The sequence below is a fragment of the Galbitalea sp. SE-J8 genome, assembly GCF_030345695.1.
Lineage (GTDB): Bacteria > Actinomycetota > Actinomycetes > Actinomycetales > Microbacteriaceae > JAUASV01.
In genome coordinates, this window is sequence record NZ_JAUASV010000007.1 from 52,688 (window position 1) to 66,157 (window position 13,470).

Genomic DNA, 13,470 nt, shown 5'->3' on the forward strand with positions numbered 1-13,470 from the left:
ATCCACATCGCGCGCGACGGCCGGGACCCGGCACGCGCATAATCGGGGGCATGAACCCGGAGGCGCTGGACGATCACGGCCGCTTCCTGACGCTCGCCGACACCGCCGAGGTGCTCAACATCTCGGTGCACCAGGCCTACGGGCTCGTGCGCAGCGGCGAGCTGCCGGCCATCAAGATCGGCAGCAGCGGGCAGTGGCGCATCGAGCGCAGCGTGCTCGAGTCGTACATCGAGTCCAAGTACGAGGAGACGCGCCGGATGAGCCTGTGGAACCAGGGCGGCTTCTCCGACGACCTGCCCGAGCTCACGATCGACCGCCGCAAGCACTGACCGCCGCAGGCACTGACCGTCGCCGGCGCTGACCGCGGCGGAGGGTCCGGCTAGAGGCGCACGAGCAGCAGCCGGGAGAGCGGCACCACGCGGTGCACCGCGACGACCGAGGCTCGTCTCGGCGTGCCCGCCTCGTGCACGGCGAGGTCGAGGTGGTCACGGGCGACGCGGTCGATCGTTCCCACCACCGGCCCGGTCGTCGTCTCGAGCTCGACCGTCACGCGGCGCCGCCCGAGGTCGCGCAGGGCGAACGCGAGCCCGAGCCGAGCCGCGAGCGGCTCCTCGGCGGGAGCGTCGGCGAGCGACGCGCGCACGAGCGGCGGATCGAGCAGCAGCGACCCGATCGAGGCCAACGGCACGATGCACTGCCGGCGGGCCGCCGATCCGTCGACGAGGTCGGCCGACATCCAGTCCTTGCCGATCGCGACCGGGCGCACCGCGACGATCGAGCCGTCGTCGAGCACGATCCGCACCCGGTACTCGTCCGAGCGCGAGTGGGACGAACGGATCGCGACGAGCCGGTCCCGCAGGGTCGCGCGCGCGATCCGCAAGCGCTCCTCCTGCGCGCGCAGGTCGAGCTCCTCGGCGTCGATGCCCTGCTCGAGCTGGCTCTCGAGGTCGTCGAACAGGTCGTCCCACCGCATCAGCGCACGATAAACGGCGACGCGGCCGGCCACGGGAGACCCTCCACAGCGACGCGGATCACCCGCGTGCGGCGCTCCCCGGTTTTCCCCAGCCGGCCGCGGCGACTGGACACGCACTCAGATTCTGTGGTTAGGTGCTGATCACCCCCGAACGGGGGGCCCCATGACGGGGGCCACCCGAACGAGGGCGTTCCACGAATCGCGACCATCTCGAGAAGACGGGATCCACCGTGAGCAGTGCCCTCGCCAGCATCGACGTCCCCACCGCACCGGCCCTCGGCGCCGCGCCCCAGGGCTGGCCCCACGAGCCACTGCCGTCGAAACCGATTCGCTCGCGGTTCGTGCCCGACGAGTTCTTCGGACACCAGCCGACCTCGACCGCCGATCTGCCCGAGCCGGAGCCGCTGCTCGAGAACCTCACGCGCTGCGTCATCGAGATCCTCGCCGGCGCACGCGACCTCGAGCAGATCGCCCGCTGGGTCACCGACGACGTCTACCGGCACCTGCTCAAGCGCGTGCTGCTCTCCCAGCGGGCCCGCCAGGCCAAGGGGCTCGTGCCCAACCGCCCGGCGTTCGCGATCGGGTCGACCACGATCTGCGAGCCGCGCGACGGCGTCGTCGAATCGGTCGTCATCGTGCACAACCGGGCGCGCACCCGCGCCGTCGCGATCCGCCTCGAGGGGCTCGACCGCCGCTGGCGTGCCACCGCGATCAACGTGCTCTGAATCCTTCGTGCACCGCCGCCCCTGCGGCGCATCATCCTCCCCCACCGACGCCGAGGCCCCGGGATCCATCGATCCCGGGGCCTCGTGCTCGAGCTTCGCGGTGGGCGTCGGCGGTCCGATCAGCGGCGGCGCTCCTGGGCCCGGCGCTGGGCGCGATTGGCCGCGGCCGGCGCGTCGCCGCCCTCGACCTTCTGACCGAAGGCGCCGCGCGACGCCGGCGCGCCCGCCGCCGGAGCGGTCGGGGCGGTCGTCGGGTTCGTGCGCGCGGCACGCTGGGCGCGGGCCGTGTCGGCGCGCTGCACCTGACCACGCTCGTTGCGCACCTCGACCTCCCCCGACGCGTCGTCGCTCGGCGCCGAGTAGCTCAGCCGCTCGACGGGAGCCGCCGTGCCGCCGAGCCCGCGGGCCGCGACCTGCGGCGCGCTCGCGCTGGCCTCTCCGCCGGTCACCTCGACCTCGAGGTTGAACAGGAAGCCGACCGACTCCTCGCGGATCTGCCCCATCATCGTCTGGTACAGCGAGAAGCCCTCGCGCTGGTACTCGACGAGCGGGTCGCGCTGCGCCATGGCGCGCAGGCCGATGCCGTCCTTGAGGTAGTCCATCTCGTACAGGTGGTCGCGCCAGCGGCGGTCGATCACCGAGAGCACGACGCGGCGCTCCAGCTCGCGCGTCGCGGCCTCGCCGAGCGACTCCTCGCGCTTCTGGTACGCGAGCCGCGCGTCGGACAGCACCTCGCGCTTGAGCAGCGCATCCGTCACCTTGCCCTTCGCGCCCGCCTCGGTGAGTACCTCGTCGACCGTGATCGAGATCGGGAAGATCGTCTTGAGCTCGGCCCACAGCGCGTCGAAGTCCCAGTCGTCGCTCGAGCCCTCGGCCGTGTGCTCGTCGATGATGCCGGTCACGACGTCGTCGATGAAGCGACCGACGCGGTCCTTGAGGTCGTCGCCCTCGAGGATGTGACGGCGGTCGGAGTAGATCGCCTCGCGCTGCCGGTTGAGCACGTCGTCGTACTTGAGCACGTTCTTGCGGATCTCGGCGTTGCGGCCCTCGACCTGCGACTGCGCCGAGCGGATGGCGCGGCTGACGACCTTGGACTCGATCGCCATGTCGTCCGGCACGTTGCCGCGCGACATGAGCGCCTCGGCCGCGCCCGAGTTGAACAGGCGCATGAGATCGTCCTGCAGCGAGAGGTAGAACCGGCTCTCGCCCGGATCGCCCTGGCGTCCGGAGCGGCCGCGCAGCTGATTGTCGATGCGGCGCGACTCGTGGCGCTCCGTGCCGAGCACGTACAGGCCGCCGGCCTCGACGACTTTCGTCGCCTCCGTCTCGACCTCGGCCTTGACCTCGCTGAACACGCTGTCCCACGCGGCCTCGTACTCGTCCGGTGTCTCGACCGGGCTCAGTCCCTGCGCGTTCAGCCGCGAGACCGCGAGGAACTCGGCGTTGCCGCCGAGCATGATGTCGGTGCCGCGGCCGGCCATGTTGGTGGCGACCGTGACCGCGCCGAGCCGGCCCGCCTGCGCGACGATCGCCGCCTCGCGCGCGTGGTTCTTCGCGTTGAGCACCTCGTGCTTCACGCCGCGCCGGGCGAGCATCCTCGACAGCAGCTCGCTCTTCTCGACGCTCGTCGTGCCGACGAGCACGGGCTGGCCCTTCTCGTGGCGCGCGACGATGTCCTCGACGACCTGCTCGAACTTGCCCTTCTCGTTCTTGTAGACGAGGTCGGCCTGGTCCCGGCGGATCATCGGCTTGTTCGTCGGGATGGGCACGACGCCGAGCTTGTAGGTCGACATGAACTCGGCGGCCTCGGTCTCGGCCGTTCCGGTCATGCCCGAGAGCTTCGCGTAGAGCCGGAAGTAGTTCTGCAGCGTGACGGTCGCGAGGGTCTGGTTCTCCGCCTTGACCTGCACGCCCTCCTTCGCCTCGATCGCCTGGTGGATGCCCTCGTTGTAGCGGCGGCCGACGAGGATGCGGCCGGTGTGCTCGTCGACGATGAGCACCTCGCCGTTCATGACGACGTAGTCCTTGTCCTTCTTGAACAGGGCGCTCGCCTTGATCGAGTTGTTGAGGAACGAGATCAGCGGCGTGTTCGCGCTCTCGTAGAGGTTGTCGATGCCGAGGTAGTCCTCGACCTTCGCGATGCCGGGCTCGAGCACGCCGACCGTGCGCTTCTTCTCGTCGACCTCGTAGTCCTCGCCCTCGACGAGGCGCGTCGCGAGGCTCGCGAACTCGGTGAACCAGCGGTTCGCCTCGCCGGACGCCGGCCCGGAGATGATGAGCGGCGTGCGGGCCTCGTCGATGAGGATCGAGTCGACCTCGTCGACGATGGCGTAGAAGTGGCCGCGCTGCACCATGTCGCTGGCCTGCCAGGCCATGTTGTCGCGCAGGTAGTCGAAGCCGAACTCGTTGTTCGTGCCGTACGTGACGTCGGCCGCGTACTGCTCGCGACGCTCCTCCGGGGTCTGTCCGGACAGGATCACGCCGACGGTCATGCCGAGCGCGCGCAGCACCCGGCCCATGAGCTCCGACTGGTAGCTCGCGAGATAGTCGTTGACCGTGACGACGTGCACGCCGCGCGACGGGATCGCGTTGAGGTAGGCCGCGAACACGGCCGTCAGGGTCTTGCCCTCGCCGGTCTTCATCTCGGAGATGTTGCCGAGGTGGAGGTTCGCACCGCCCATCGCCTGCACGTCGTACGGCCGCATGCTGAGCGTGCGCCGGGATGCCTCCCGCACCGCGGCGAACGCCTCGGGCAGCAGGTCGTCGAGCGACTCGCCCTGCGCGTAGCGCTCGCGCAGCTCCACCGTCTCGTTGCGGAGCTCGTCGTCGGTGAGCTCCTTGAAGTCGTCCTCGAGGTGGTTGACGGCCTCCGCGTATCGCTTGAGGCGACGCAGGATGCGCCCCTCACCGACGCGGAGTGCGCGCTCCAGAACGTTGGCCACTGGTGTCTCCCCACCTGCCGCACCGCGCGGCGGAAATCGGCTCGAAATCGTGAGCCAAGCCTAGGCCGCCGCGCGGTGCATCGGGTGTGAGTTCCGCCGTCAGCGCACGGCGCGCAGCGCGGTGACCGCCTCCTGCAGCTCTTCGGCGGCGCCGTCGAGCGCGATGACGCCGTAGTCCCAGCCCTTGCGGCGGTACACGACGCTCGGCCGCTGCGTGTCGCGATCGATGAACAGGTAGAAGTCGTGGCCGACGAGCTCCATGTAGTAGAGCGCGTCGTCGACGGTCATCGGCGTCGAGGCGAACACCTTCTCACGGATGACGACGGGGCAGTACTCCTCGTCGGCCTCCGCCTCGGCCGCCTCCACGACGGGGATCGACCCGGTGCGCACCGCCTCGAGCACGGCGGCATCCGCCGGCACGACGCCGACGGCACGGAACTCCCCGCCCGCCGCCTCGCGCAGCGACGTGGGCCGGTGCTGACCGCGGTGCACCTTCCTGCGGTCCTTGGTCTGGCGGATGCGCTCGACGAGCTTGCCGAACGCGAGGTCGAACGCGACGTACTTGTCCGACCCGCTCGACTCGGCCCGCACGAGCGGGCCCGGGCCGATCAGGGTGAGCTCGATCCGATCATCACCGGCGGATCCCCGGGTCTCCCGATGTCGCGAGAGCTTGACCTCGAGCGCGATCGTGCGGGGGGCGAGAGCCTCCACCTTGGACGCCTTGTCCGTCGCGTACTCGCGAAAGCGATCCGTGACGTCCACGTTCCGTGCGGTGATGATGGTGTCCACTGCGGCCTCCAACCCGGCGGCGTGCCCCGCCCGGTGGGTCCAGGCGGTGTTCCTCTCTCACGCCTTTCCGGTGAGCGTAGACCCGGCGGCACGCCGGTGTCTCGGTTGTTTCACTCCGGGCAAGCGATCGGCGGCGGATGCCTACCGCGCTGCCAGCAGACGCGCAGTCGAGGCGACAGCGACGGCCCCCAGCACCGTGCCCCCGGCGGCCCGCACGGCCCGCGCCGCCTCGTCGAGCGTGGCGCCCGAGGTCACGATGTCGTCGACGAGCACGACCGCGCGACCGGCGAGCGGACGGACCGCCCGCATCGCGCCGGCGCGGTTCGCGGCGCGCTGCTCGAGGCCCAGCGTCTTCTGTGCGGCGGCGGACCGCGAGCGCAGCGCCGGCGTCGCCCGCAGACCGGCCGCGCGCACGATCTCGGCCGTCGGGTCGAACCCGCGCCGGCGCCGGGAGGCCGGCGCGCTCGGCACGAGCACGAGGTCGCCGAGCGGATGCCGCTCGAGCGCGGTCGTGAGCGCTGCGGCGAGCGCGGGGGCCGCATCCGTTCTGCCCTCCTCCTTGAGCGCGAGCACGACGCGACGCGCGACGCCCGCGTAGGCCAGGCCGGCCGCGACGGGGAGCCCGCCGGGGGTGACGCGCTCGATCGGGTGCGGCGAGAGAGCGGCGCGGCACGCCGGGCACACGGCCCGGTCGACGCGGCCGCAGCCCGCGCACGCGACCGGCAGCAGCACCGCGAGGGCGTCGAGCACGGCCTCGCGCAGCACGGCGATCATGCCGGCAGGATGCCGCACCGGCGCCGGCGGCGGAGACCCGGACGCCGGCCGGTGCGATCCGCGCGGCTGTGGACGGATCGGCCGCGTCCGGCTCAGTCGGGCTGCTGCGTGAACAGCGCGGTGGCCGAGACCCCGGTGTCCTGGAACGTGACGCTGCGCTCGGCCAGGAGGGTCCCGTCGCTCGTCAGGATGCGCAGGCCGGTCACCCCGCCGTTGCCCCCGGTGATCGCGACGGCGTTCGGCACCGAGCCCAGCCGCTGGGCGGGGCCGCCGACGAGGTAGGCGGTGGCCACCGTGCCCGCGCCGCCGCCCGAGATCGTGGCCACGGTCTGGTCGTCCACCCAGGCGGCGTCGACGGGCAGCCCGGTGGCGACGGGGAGCTGGATGCCGGTCGAGGCGAGCGTGGGCACGCGACCCGACACGCGCACGATGCCCACGACCACGAGGGAGTTCGCGCCGTCGGGACCCGCGATGTACAGCAGCAGCCGCGTGCCGTCCCGCGAGACGTCGAGCGACACGAGCCGGCCGCCGGCCGGCACGAACGACTGCGTCACCTCGCGACTCGTGTCGTCGGCGTCGATCGCCTCGATGGCCCCGGCCGAGGTGGCCGACCAGATGATGCCGTACGGGTCGACCGAGGGAGCGATCAGGTCGGCCCGGGGGTCGACCGGGTCGACCCCGGTGCCGTCCACGCGGAACACGCCGTCCGCCGCGAGCACGGCGAGCGTCTGCGCGCCCACCCGGTAGCTGCCGCCCTCGATCCCGGCGAGCGCGCGGGCGGCATCCGTCACCGCACCGAGCGGGGTGCCCTTGCCCGTGCCCGCCGACACGATGCTGTCCCCGCTGAGCACGATCGGCTGCGCACCGACCGACGGGTTGACGACCGCCTTCGCCGCTGACGTCGGCGTGGCGAGCTCGACCCCGCCGACCGTCATGTCGAGCGAGAGCACCGACGTGTAGCTGCTCAGGCTCGCGAGCAGCTGGGCCCGCATCAACAGGCGCGTCTCGAGCGACGCGTCGTCGATGGACTGCCCCCCGGCGCTCGCGCTGTCGTCGAAGTCGACGACGGCGGCGCCCGCTGCCAGCGAGACGAGCGACGTGAGCTTGGTGCCGACCGGGAACGCGCTCGTGACCGACTGCGCGAGGGCCGTCGTCGGTCCCGCGAGCATGCCCTCGACGATGTTCGTGCTCGTGACGCTCGTGTTCGGGTACCAGCGCACGTCGGGCACGAGGTAGTGGTAGCTCGGGTCGTAGAAGTACAGCGCGTAGCTGTTGAAGACGCTCGTGAACACCGCCGCCGACAGCACGATGCCGTCGAGGTCCGCCGCGGGGCCGGCGATGCGCCACTCGCCGTGCTCCTGCACGAGGTCGAAGTCCCGCGTGCTCGTCGCGCCCGAGGTGTCCTGGGTGTAGCTGCCGCCCGCGTCGACGTGCGCCGACTCGGTGAAGCTCACGGTGCGCGTGGTCGGGGTCGACGGATCGGCGTCGAGCACGCGCGGCGCGGCGGCGCTGATCGACACGGCCTTGAGCGGGTTCCACTTCTTGGCGACCGAGCTCGCGAGGTACTCGCGCGCGACGGCGAACTTCTCGTCGGCGACGGCCTGCGCCTCGAGGAAGCCGTTCACGATGTCCGTCGGGTCCGCGCCCGGCGTCGGCGCGTTGGCCGTGAGAGACACCCCCGCGTCGGTGTCCTGGCGGATGGTGCCGCCCTGCTGCACGGCGCCCGTCGTCGGCACCGACACGCATCCCGCGAGCACCGCCGCGAGGATCGCGCCCGCGGCGACGGCGCGGATGACGTGCCCGATGCGTGCGGATCTCATGCGTCCTCCCGGTGGGGCACGGCCTCGGCGGGCGGCAGCGCGAGCGGTGACAGCGCGAACTCGCCGCCGCGCACGCGCGGGATGGTGAGGCGGAAGCACGAGCCCGCGCCCGGCTCGCTCCACACGTCGAGGCGCCCGCCGTGCAGGCCGGCGTCCTCGAGGGCGATCGCGAGGCCGAGCCCGGTGCCGCCCGTCGTGCGCTGCCGGGACGGATCGGCCCGCCAGAACCGGTCGAACACGCGCTCGACCTGGCCCGCCGTCATGCCCACGCCGTAGTCGCGCACCGCGATGGCGACCGCCGCCGAGTCGCTGTCCACGTAGACGACGACGGGCCGCCCCTCGCCGTGGTCGATCGCGTTGCCGAGCAGATTGAGCAGGATGCGGCGGATGCGGCGGGGGTCGACATCCGCCTCGAAATAGCCGCCCGGGGCGACGAGGCGCACCTCCGAGCCCTTGGTCGCGGCGAGCGTGGCGAGCGAGGCGATGGCGTCGTCGGCGAGCCGCACGAGGTTCGTGGGCTCGGCATCCATCTCGACCGCGCCGGCGTCGTACCGGCTCATCTCCAGCAGGTCGGCGAGCAGCGACTCGAAACGCTGCACCTGGTCGTGCAGCAGCTCGACCGTGCGGGCGGAGGTCGGATCGAACTCGTCGCGCTTCTCGTGCAGCACGTCGCCGGCCAGCCGGATCGTGGTGAGCGGCGTGCGCAGCTCGTGCGACACGTCGGAGACGAACCGCTGCTGCACCTGCGAGAGCGTCGCGAGCCGCGTGATCTGCTGCTGCATGCTCGCGGCCATCCGGTTGAACGACCGCGCGAGCGTCGCGACGTCGTCGTCGCCGTGCACGGGGATGCGGATGTCGAGCTCGCCCGCCGCGAGCCGCTCGCTCGTCTGCGCGGCCGTGCGCACCGGGCCGACGACGAGCCGCGAGACGAGCCACGCCACCGCCCCGATGAGCAGCACGAGCGCCGAGAACCCGACGAGCAGGGTCTGGCGCACGAGGTCGAGCGTCGCCTGGGTGTCGACGAGGTCGAACACCAGGTACAGCTCGTACTGCCCCGCCGTGGACAGGTCGACGACGCTGCCCACGACGAGACCCGGATGCACGGCGCCGCCCGGCATCGGCAGCGCGATCGACTGCCAGTAGGTGCGGCGCTCGTCGCCCTGACCGCCGACGTCGGCGCGCAACTGGGGCGAGATGAGCGACTCGTCGAAGTCCCCGCTCACGCGACCGAGCGGCGCGCCCGCGCTCGACCCCTGCCCCGGCGTGCGGGCGATCACCACCGCGGCGGTCGACGACGACGTCGCGAGCGCGCTGAACGCCGAGCGCATGGTGTTCTCGAGCGGCGGGTCGCTCTCCGTCGACGCGTCGGCCGCCGCGAACCGGTTCTGGGTCGAGACCGTGGCGCGCGCAGCGAGGTCGAGCGACTGCGTCACCCGCTCCGAGAACAGGTTCGTGCCGATCGAGTACTGCATGTAGCCGCCGATCACGACGACCGCGATGCCGGACAGCACGATCGTGATCGCGACGGTGCGGAACTGCAGCGAGGTGCGCCACAGCCGCCAGAGCCGGCGCACGCGCAGGCGCCAGTCACGCATCCGCGCGGCACCCGTCCACTCGGCGGTCGATCCGTCAGGCCACGGCGCCGGCGCGGTAGCCGACCCCGCGCACGGTCATGACGATGCGCGGGTTGTCCGGGTCGACCTCGACCTTCGCGCGCAGGCGCTGCACGTGCACGTTCACGAGCCGGGTGTCGGCCTTGTAGTGGTAGCCCCAGACCTGCTCGAGCAGCATCTCGCGCGTGAACACCTGCTGCGGGCGGGCGGCGAGCGCGAGCAGCAGCTCGAACTCGAGCGGGGTGAGGTTGATGCGCTCGGCGCCGCGGCGCACCTCGTGCCCGGCGACGTCGATGACCAGGTCGCCGACCCGCAGCGTCTCCTTGGCCGCCTCCGGCGCCGGGCGCAGCCGGGTGCGCACGCGCGCCACGAGCTCCTTGGGATCGAACGGCTTGACGACGTAGTCGTCCGCTCCGCTCTCGAGGCCGGCCACCACATCCGTCGTGTCGCTCTTCGCGGTGAGCATGATGATCGGCACGCCCGACTCCTCGCGGATGCGCGCGCACACCTCGATGCCGTCCATGCCGGGCAGCATGAGGTCGAGCAGCACGAGATCGGGACGGATGTCGCGGAACGCGCGCACGGCATCCGCTCCATCGGCGCAGAACGCGGCCTCGAACCCCTCGCCGGTGAGGACGATGCCGATCATCTCCGCGAGGGCGGTGTCGTCGTCGACGACGAGGATGCGTGGGCTCATGTCTTCCCTCAGCCGGGCTTCACAGCCCTGTGGACCTTTCGCGCAAGCGTAGCCGAGTGTGGAAGCATGAAAATATGAGCGATGGCCGCGGGTGGCAGCCGCCCGCCTCCGGCTGGCAGGTGCCCGCCGGCCCGCCCGCCGTCCGCCCCGGCGGGTCGTCGGGACCGCTGCCGGGTGCCGGTGGCTGGACGCCCCCGCCGCCGCCCGGTCTCATCCCGCTGCGGCCGCTCACGCTCGGCGTCATCCTGGGCGCAGCGTTCCGCGTCATGCGCCGCAACCCCCGGCCGACCCTCGGCATCTCGCTGCTGCTCTACGGGGCGGTCTCGATCGTCTCCTCGGCGATCGTCGGCGGGGTCGTCGCGTGGCTCATCTCCCGCATCGCGATGTCGAGCGGCGAGGCGCGCGACGACATCGTCGCGGGCGGCATCCTCGGCGGCGGCATCGCCCTGCTCGTGCCGATCGCCGGCTCGGTCGTCGTGAGCGCCGTGCTGCAGGGGATCATCTCGATCGAGGTGACGCGCGCGACCCTCGGCGAGCGCCTCGGCACGCGCCGGCTGCTGCAGCGGGCGCGCGGGCGCATCGCCCCGCTCATCGGCTGGTCCGCCGCGATCACGGGAGCACTGCTCGTCGTCGTCGTGGTGGTCGTGCTCATCAGCGTGCTGCTCGGTTCCACGGGCGACCCCGTCGGCGCCGTGCTCGGGTCGCTCGTCGTGCTCGGCGCCGAGCTCGGCATCGTCGTGATCGGCCTCTGGCTCTCGACGAAGCTCTCCTTCGTGCCGAGCGCGCTCGTCGTGGAACGGCTCACGCTGCGCGCGGCGATCGCGCGGTCCTGGACGCTCACGCGCGGCTCGTTCTGGCGCACGCTCGGCATCGAGTACCTCGTGCAGCTCATCGTCAGCACGGCCGCGCAGGTCGTGGTCGTGCCGCTCGGGGTCATCCTCGGGATCGTGCTCGCGCTCGTCGCGCCGCAGGGCGATCCGACGACGCTCGCGGTCGTGTCCGTCGTCGGCGGCGTCGTGATCGCCGCGGTGAGCACCGTGACGAGCGCGATCACGCTCATCATGCAGTCCGCCGTCGCCACCCTGCTCTACCTCGACCTGCGGATGCGGCGCGAGGGGCTCGACATCGAGCTGCAGCGCTTCGTCGAGGACCGCGCAGCGGGACGGGCGGGCGACCGCGACCCGTTCGCCCCACCGCCAGCCGCGCCGCCCGGCCGGCCGCCCGCGGCACCGACCGACTGGCCGACCGGCTGGCCGCCGGCCGCGCCGTGATCGCCGCCGGCGACCCCTCGGTGCCGCCGCTCGCGCCCGATGCGGACGAGGCCCGGCGCTGGGTGCTCGACGAGCTCTCCCGGTCGGAGTACGTGCGGGCGCAGCCGAGCTGGTTCGACCGGTTCGCGAAGTGGCTCGGCGATGTGCTCGCGTCGCTGCGCCCGGACGGCGCCGGCGGGCTGCCGGGCCTCGGCTGGCTCGTGCTGCTGCTCGTCGTGGCCGCGGCGATCGTCGTCGCGCTGCTCGTGTTCGGCGTGCCCCGGCTGCGTCGCCGCAGCGCGCTGCGCGGAGCGCTGTTCGGCGAGCGGGACGAGCGCTCGGCCGACGACATCCGTCGCTCCGCAGCGGATGCCGCTGCCGCCGGCGACCACGCGCTCGCCGTCGCCGAGGCGTTCCGCGCCATCGCCCGGGCCCTCACCGAGCGCACGCTCGTCGCCGTCCTGCCGGGCACCACGGCGCACGGATTCGCCGACCGCGCCGGCCGGGTGTTCCCGGCCGAGGCCGGGGAGCTCGCGGCGGCGGCCGCCGCGTTCGACGGGGTGCGCTACCTCGGACGCCGGGGCGACGCGGCGACCTACGAGAGCATCCGGGCTCTCGACGTACGGCTGCAGCGGGCGAGTCCGCGCCTGGACTCGCCCGAGGACGTGCTCGCGTGACGGTCACGACGCCGACCGTGCGCACCACGCTCCGCCGCTCGCTGTTCTGGATCATCGTCGCGGCGGGCGCGATCGTCACCGCCGTCGTGCTCGCCCTCGTCGGCACCGCGGGCGGCGCGGGTGTGCCGCTCGGCGCCGACGAGGCCGGTCCGGACGGCGCGCGGGCCCTCGTGCGGGTGCTCGAGCAGCACGGCGTCGCGGTCGAGCCGACCGGCAGCCTCGACGACACGCTCGACGCCCTCGACGACGACCCGGGCGCGACGGTGCTCGCGTACGACCCCGACCTGCTGCTGCCGGGCGATGCCTGGCCCGGGCTCGCCCGCGCGCACGCCATCGTGCTCGTCGACCCGGCGGCGGCGGCGCTCGAGGCGCTCGCCCCGGCGATCGCGCCGGCCGGCGTGATCGACGACGCGGGCGCGGTCGACGGCTCGTGCGCGCTGCCCGCCGCACAGCGCGCCGGCCGCATCCGCGCCGCGGGCCACGGCTACCGCATCGTCGACGACGGCGCCGGGGCGACCGGCTGCTTCGGCGCGGGCGACGGCCGGTACGCCGTCGTCCAGGCACCCACCGCATCCGGTGGCACGGTCACGGCGGTCGGCAGCCCGCACGTGCTCGACAACGACGGCGTCGCGCTCACCGGCGACGCCGCCCTCGCGATCGGCCTGCTCGGCGCCGACCCGCACCTGGTCTGGTACCTCCCGACCGCGGCCGACCTCACCGGCGGCGACATCGACCTGTCCGACCTCACCCCGGGCTGGCTCTCCCCCGTGCTCGTGCTCGGCCTGCTCGCCGGCGTCGCCGCAGCGCTCTGGCGCGGCCGCCGGCTCGGGGCGCTCCTCGTCGAGCCGCTGCCCGTCGTCGTGCGCGCGAGCGAGACCATGGCCGGCCGCGCGCGGCTGTACGCGCGTGCCGGCGCCCGCGGACGCGCCGCGGATGCGCTGCGGATCGGCACCGTGGGCCGCGTCGCGAGCGCGCTCGGGCTGCCGCGCACCGCATCCGTCGACGACGTGATCCGGGCGACGGCGGCGCTGCTCGACGCTCCCGAGGCGCCGCTGCGCGAGCTGCTGCTCGACGCGCGACCGGCGACCGACCGTGACCTCGTGGCGCTCTCCGACGACCTCGAGCGCCTCGAGCGGCGGGTCGCGGCCGCCGTCCGGCCCGGCGCCACCCCCGGCGCCGGGCGCCCGACCGAGCCGAAGCTGTGAGGATG

General features: G+C 73.1%; 12 protein-coding genes. 5 read left to right on the plus strand and 7 right to left on the minus strand.

What is annotated here, in order from left to right; all coding sequences use genetic code 11:
• Positions 1-50: 50 nt before the first annotated feature.
• Positions 51-329 (plus strand): helix-turn-helix domain-containing protein, encoded by a 279-nt coding sequence (locus tag QT381_RS06730; RefSeq protein ID WP_289248052.1) that lies wholly within the window; start codon positions 51-53, stop codon positions 327-329.
• A 50-nt stretch (positions 330-379) separates the two neighbouring features.
• On the opposite strand, the gene QT381_RS06735 is transcribed toward QT381_RS06730, so the two are convergent.
• On the minus strand, positions 380-973 hold the full coding sequence (locus QT381_RS06735; RefSeq protein WP_289248053.1) for a hypothetical protein: 594 nt from the start codon (positions 971-973) through the stop codon (positions 380-382).
• Positions 974-1,203: 230 nt separating this feature from the next.
• Between QT381_RS06735 and QT381_RS06740 the strand changes: the two genes are divergently transcribed.
• Positions 1,204-1,698: an Rv3235 family protein gene (locus tag QT381_RS06740; protein WP_289248054.1), complete on the plus strand. Its 495-nt coding sequence runs from the start codon at positions 1,204-1,206 to the stop codon at positions 1,696-1,698.
• A 119-nt stretch (positions 1,699-1,817) separates the two neighbouring features.
• On the opposite strand, the gene secA is transcribed toward QT381_RS06740, so the two are convergent.
• The 6 genes from secA to mtrA all read right to left on the minus strand — a co-directional run bounded on the left by secA (position 1,818) and on the right by mtrA (position 10,333).
• Entirely contained in the window at positions 1,818-4,640 is a 2,823-nt protein-coding gene (secA, locus tag QT381_RS06745; protein ID WP_289248055.1) for a preprotein translocase subunit SecA, read from the minus strand.
• Between the two features lie 99 nt (positions 4,641-4,739).
• Positions 4,740-5,429, minus strand: coding sequence for a ribosome hibernation-promoting factor, HPF/YfiA family (gene hpf / locus QT381_RS06750; protein WP_289248056.1), 690 nt, complete (start codon positions 5,427-5,429; stop codon positions 4,740-4,742).
• Positions 5,430-5,570: 141 nt separating this feature from the next.
• Positions 5,571-6,203, minus strand: a complete 633-nt coding sequence (locus tag QT381_RS06755; protein WP_289248057.1) for a ComF family protein — start codon at positions 6,201-6,203, stop codon at positions 5,571-5,573.
• Between the two features lie 92 nt (positions 6,204-6,295).
• Complete coding sequence (locus QT381_RS06760; RefSeq protein WP_289248058.1) at positions 6,296-8,023, minus strand: LpqB family beta-propeller domain-containing protein; 1,728 nt, start codon at positions 8,021-8,023, stop codon at positions 6,296-6,298.
• Positions 8,020-9,618 (minus strand): MtrAB system histidine kinase MtrB, encoded by a 1,599-nt coding sequence (mtrB, locus tag QT381_RS06765; RefSeq protein ID WP_289248059.1) that lies wholly within the window; start codon positions 9,616-9,618, stop codon positions 8,020-8,022. Before mtrB ends, QT381_RS06760 begins: the two co-directional genes overlap by 4 nt.
• 34 nt (positions 9,619-9,652) lie before the next feature.
• The gene (gene mtrA / locus QT381_RS06770) at positions 9,653-10,333 is read right to left on the minus strand and encodes an MtrAB system response regulator MtrA (RefSeq protein ID WP_289248060.1); all 681 of its coding nucleotides are present in this window, start codon (positions 10,331-10,333) and stop codon (positions 9,653-9,655) included.
• Between the two features lie 74 nt (positions 10,334-10,407).
• Between mtrA and QT381_RS06775 the strand changes: the two genes are divergently transcribed.
• The 3 genes from QT381_RS06775 to QT381_RS06785 are packed head-to-tail and all read left to right on the plus strand — an operon-like array spanning position 10,408 to position 13,465.
• On the plus strand, positions 10,408-11,604 hold the full coding sequence (locus QT381_RS06775; RefSeq protein WP_289248062.1) for a DUF7847 domain-containing protein: 1,197 nt from the start codon (positions 10,408-10,410) through the stop codon (positions 11,602-11,604).
• Positions 11,601-12,260 carry a DUF4129 domain-containing protein gene (locus tag QT381_RS06780; protein ID WP_289248063.1) on the plus strand — a complete coding sequence of 220 codons (660 nt, stop codon included), beginning with the start codon at positions 11,601-11,603 and terminating at the stop codon, positions 12,258-12,260. The genes QT381_RS06775 and QT381_RS06780 overlap by 4 nt, the downstream gene beginning before the upstream one ends.
• Positions 12,257-13,465 carry a DUF4350 domain-containing protein gene (locus QT381_RS06785; RefSeq protein WP_289248064.1) on the plus strand — a complete coding sequence of 403 codons (1,209 nt, stop codon included), beginning with the start codon at positions 12,257-12,259 and terminating at the stop codon, positions 13,463-13,465. Before QT381_RS06780 ends, QT381_RS06785 begins: the two co-directional genes overlap by 4 nt.
• Positions 13,466-13,470: the final 5 nt, after the last annotated feature.

Excerpts from the sequence above, each read along its gene's own strand:
- QT381_RS06730 (WP_289248052.1), top strand. The coding sequence starts at position 51 with ATGAACCCGGAGGCGCTGGACGATCACGGCCGCTTCCTGACGCTCGCC.
- QT381_RS06735 (WP_289248053.1), bottom strand. The coding sequence starts at position 973 with ATGCGGTGGGACGACCTGTTCGACGACCTCGAGAGCCAGCTCGAGCAG.
- QT381_RS06755 (WP_289248057.1), bottom strand. The coding sequence starts at position 6,203 with ATGATCGCCGTGCTGCGCGAGGCCGTGCTCGACGCCCTCGCGGTGCTG.
- QT381_RS06760 (WP_289248058.1), bottom strand. The coding sequence starts at position 8,023 with ATGAGATCCGCACGCATCGGGCACGTCATCCGCGCCGTCGCCGCGGGC.
- mtrB (WP_289248059.1), bottom strand. The coding sequence starts at position 9,618 with ATGCGTGACTGGCGCCTGCGCGTGCGCCGGCTCTGGCGGCTGTGGCGC.
- mtrA (WP_289248060.1), bottom strand. The coding sequence starts at position 10,333 with ATGAGCCCACGCATCCTCGTCGTCGACGACGACACCGCCCTCGCGGAG.
- QT381_RS06775 (WP_289248062.1), top strand. The coding sequence starts at position 10,408 with ATGAGCGATGGCCGCGGGTGGCAGCCGCCCGCCTCCGGCTGGCAGGTG.